At 39.6% G+C, this 3,836-nt stretch carries 3 protein-coding genes and 1 pseudogene; 2 read left to right on the top strand and 2 right to left on the bottom strand.

The features are described from left to right. Together M901_RS05785 and hrpB are read right to left on the bottom strand one after the other, a co-directional pair. Positions 1 to 182 (bottom strand): hypothetical protein (locus tag M901_RS05785; RefSeq protein WP_021277246.1); only part of this gene is annotated, 182 nt, incomplete at its 3' end. A gap of 110 nt (positions 183 to 292) precedes the next feature. After that, complete coding sequence (gene hrpB, locus M901_RS05780) at positions 293 to 2,824, bottom strand: ATP-dependent helicase HrpB (protein WP_021277244.1); 2,532 nt, start codon at positions 2,822 to 2,824, stop codon at positions 293 to 295. Between the two features lie 85 nt (positions 2,825 to 2,909). Between hrpB and M901_RS05775 the strand changes: the two genes are divergently transcribed. Together M901_RS05775 and M901_RS05770 are read left to right on the top strand one after the other, a co-directional pair. Next, a complete protein-coding gene (locus M901_RS05775; protein ID WP_021277247.1) occupies positions 2,910 to 3,497 on the top strand; it encodes a bifunctional 2-polyprenyl-6-hydroxyphenol methylase/3-demethylubiquinol 3-O-methyltransferase UbiG in 588 nt (195 codons plus the stop codon). Positions 3,498 to 3,565: 68 nt separating this feature from the next. Next, positions 3,566 to 3,836 (top strand): annotated as a pseudogene (locus tag M901_RS05770) (glutamate--cysteine ligase); the annotation flags it as partial.

The following is a 3,836-nucleotide window of genomic DNA, read 5'->3' as shown; positions in this document are numbered from 1 at the left end:
TAAGTGCTCGTTCCAGACGTGTCACTTTCTGTTGTCTCTAATGCTGAACCATCATTAGTGGCGATCTCTGAAGTTTCTGTTATTTCTGCTGCATCATTTAGTGTTGTGGTATCTAATCCATCAGCAAAGCTAAACTTCATAACAAGAACAACCAGTAATAATCTTAATGCGTTTGTTTTCATTTCTTTCCTCCCAACATGGAAAAGTGGATTAGCATTCTAGATGAATTATCTGCTAAAACTGAACTCTGGTAAAATCGTTTTATTTATAATTATAATTAGGTTAAAGCTAATTATAGCTTTGATTTGACTCTGATTGGAGGACTTGTTTCTGGAGAGTCTGGCCAGTGGTGCTTGGGATAACGGGCCTTGAGCTCTTTTTTCACTGACTCCCATGATCCTTGCCAGAAGTTTTGAAGGTCTGAAACGATTTGTGCCACTCGCTCGGCAGGAGATAGGAGTTTTAGATTAAGCTTCATCTTCCCTTGGCAAATTGTGGGGTGGATTTTTACCGAATAGAGGTCTTGAATTCTCGCCATGAGATAGGGCTTTTCCTCATCATAATAAACCTTAAAACTCTTCCCATTTTCTAATTCAATTTTTTCGGGAGTTTCGTGGTCTAAGATATACTGATCCTGAGGACTTAGTTGGTCTTGAATCAAAGACTTTAACTTTGCTTTTTGAAGATCTTCAAGAGAGGTTTCTTCATCGATAATTGACTCTAGAAATAATTCAAACATCTCAGCTTCAAATAGGGGACATTGGTGATCGATAGCGTGTTTATCGAGAAGCTTGACCCTTTGATTATAGAGAGATAAGTCATCATCATTTTCAAAAGGCCATGGCCAGTTGTCTTTTAAGACTTGTATGAGGACTTCACCCTTTGCAATTAATGAAGGTGACTGTTGGGACTCAAGGGTGAGTTTTCCGTACTTTACATGGGTCGTAAGAATAAGAGTCCCTTTCTTTTCATTGAATAGACTCTCTTTTTCACTATTTAAAAGTGAAGAGTCAGACATCAGAAGCTCTTGCTTTGTGATCTTGGATGCCGCTTGAATTGTTGTTCCTATTGCTGCATTGGCCTTTGGGTTCTCAAGCGCATCTAGGACAATGATATAATCTGGTTCAGTTGCCATAAGAGAGGATCTAAAAGATAACTTTCCACCTCTACCTAAGCAGAAATTATAGCTACTCTTCGCCTTCCCCTTGTTTTTCTTAATGGCCCTTTTGTGGGCAACTCGATCTGGAAAACCGTCAAGGAGTGGAAGTGCTAGAGAAGAGGGGTCTGTCTTAGATTTCGCAGGTGTTCTTTCTAACTTTAGTTGTGAGGCAAGATTCTTGTACAGTTCGAGTATTCGAGAGGCCTTCTTCTTATCAAGATAATGGACTCCATAATCACTTAGGTCTCTCTCCTTCCAAAAATAAGATTTAAGCAGATCAACCTGGATACTTAAGTCACAAATTTCCTCATCGTGGCTTGAAAACTCAGCAGTTTTATTCAACGCCATTGATTCACTAATTGTACATGCTGCAAGAAGAGTATCTTGTGAAAGATGATTAAAGAGCATGGCACCTAGGCGTGGATGAAGAGGGAGGTTTGCCATAAACTTTCCCTTCTCCGTAATCTGAGACATTTGAGAACAGTGGTCCCTTTTAATTGCACCTAGCATCTCTAATAAGCTTAGTGCACTATCTAGGCTTTTCTTTTCGGGAGCTTCAAACCAGTCCATTTCTATGGGGTCTAAATTAAGATCAATGAGATCGAGAATATAATGTGAAAGTTCTACTCTCTTAATTTCAGGTGGAGTAAAAGCCTCTCTTTGCCCAAAATCACTTTGAGAATAGAGTCTATAGACGAGCCCATCTTGAACTCGACCGGCACGACCCGCTCGTTGAGTTGCACTTGCCTTGGAAATCTTCCCGAGTTGAAGAAGTGGCATACCACTCCAAGGAGCAAAGCTGGCCCTTCTCTCCGTTCCCGTATCTATGACTGAAGAGACATTGGGAATAGTAAGTGAAGTTTCAGCAATATTAGTTGAAAGAATAATCTTTCTCTTAGCGCCTTGAAAGGCCTTGTCCTGTTCTTTCTTTGAAAGAGTCGAGTGCAAGGGAATGATTTCTTCTTGAATCTTTCTATTTTTAAGTTCTGTTTCAATTTTTCGAATGGCGCCCATTCCCGGCAGAAAAACAAGTATATTGTGAGGATACTGTGGTTGTTGAATGATGTCTTCAATAGCATCAGTAACTTCAAGATTAGGGTATTCAATAGTAATGGGAAAAGTTCGACCTGATATGTTAAAAACTTTGGGAGAGTCGAGATACTCTTCAAGTTTGTCTGTTTCAAGCGTTGCCGACATCACAATCAGCTTTAAGTCAGGACGAGTTGTTTTTTGAAGATGACGAATTAAGCAGATCGCCACATCGGTATGAATACTCCTTTCATGAAATTCATCAATAATTATGAGGGAATAGTCTGAAAGCTTAGGGTCCTGCCTAAGGTAGGGAAGAAATAGTCCCTCAGTTATGAAGAGTAACTTTGTTTGAGCACTGGCCTTCTTATCGTGTCTAATATGATGACCAACAACATCTCCAATTTGAGAGTTTAATATCTCTGCACAGCGGCTGGCCGATAATTTGGCCGCGAGTCGACGAGGTTCTAAAACTAGAATCTTTCCAGGCCTCGTTTGACAGAGAAAAGGTGGAAGTCTCGTCGTCTTTCCAGCACCTGTTTCCGCCTTTATGAGCAGGGATGTTGCTTCTTGAAGCTCATTTCTTATATCTTCAAGATGCTGATCAATGGGAAATTTATTTGGGTCAAGTTCCACGTAGTGATTATAGCGCTGTGTCCTTGAGCTGTCAGTATTTTGGGGTAGAATATGAGCATAATTAAGACATAGAAAAGGAAAATATATGCAAAAGTGGGATGAAAGATTTAGTGAAGAAGGTTTTGCTTATGGTGTGGAACCAAATGATTTTTTAAGAGAAAAGCTCGAGAACTTTCCCGTTGGAGCTAAAGTTCTTTGTATCGCTGAAGGGGAAGGAAGAAATGCTCTAGGACTTTTGAAAAGAGGTTGTGAAGTTCATGGTGTTGATCTTTCGAGTGTTGGAAAAGAGAAGGCATTAGCATTTACACAAGAGAACGGTTTTAAAATGACTTATGAGATTGCAGATCTCTTTGAATATGATTTTGGTGAAGAGAAGTGGGATGGGGTAGTTTCTATATTCTTTCATTGTCCAACAAGAACACGTATGGAATTCCATCAAAAATTAGAGAGGGCGCTAAAACCAGGTGGTCTCTATTTATTTGAGGCCTATGCCAAAGACCAGCCAGAGTTTGGTACGGGTGGGCCAAAGGATGAAGAACTCTTATATACGACGGAAGACTTCAAAAATTCTAACCTCGAGCAACTTCATTTAGAAGGAGTGAAAAGAGAAATCATTGAAGGTAAGTATCACACTGGTATGAGCTCTGTAATTCAATACCTTGGAAAAAAATAACACAAAAATTACATGCTGTGCGGTGCGAAAGCCTATACACATAGTATAGGCTGCCGTAAGCTTATTCCATGAAAAATTACTTTAAAGAAAATCCAGAATTAATTGAACATATAAGACAGGGGATAGAGAGGGAGTGTTTAAGAACATTACCTGATGGACAATCATCACAAGCTCCTCACGCCAAAGATCTTGGCTCTAAATTAACACATTCACATATTACAACTGATTATGCTGAAAACTTAGTTGAATACATCACTGATGTGCATCTTAAAACAGACTCACTATTAGAAGAGCTTGAGGCCCTTCATGCGTTTACAGTTAAGAATATTGCTGGGGAAG

The organism is Bacteriovorax sp. DB6_IX (genome assembly GCF_000447775.1).
GTDB lineage: Bacteria > Bdellovibrionota > Bacteriovoracia > Bacteriovoracales > Bacteriovoracaceae > Halobacteriovorax_A.
This window is presented reverse-complemented; position numbering and strand designations above follow the sequence as displayed.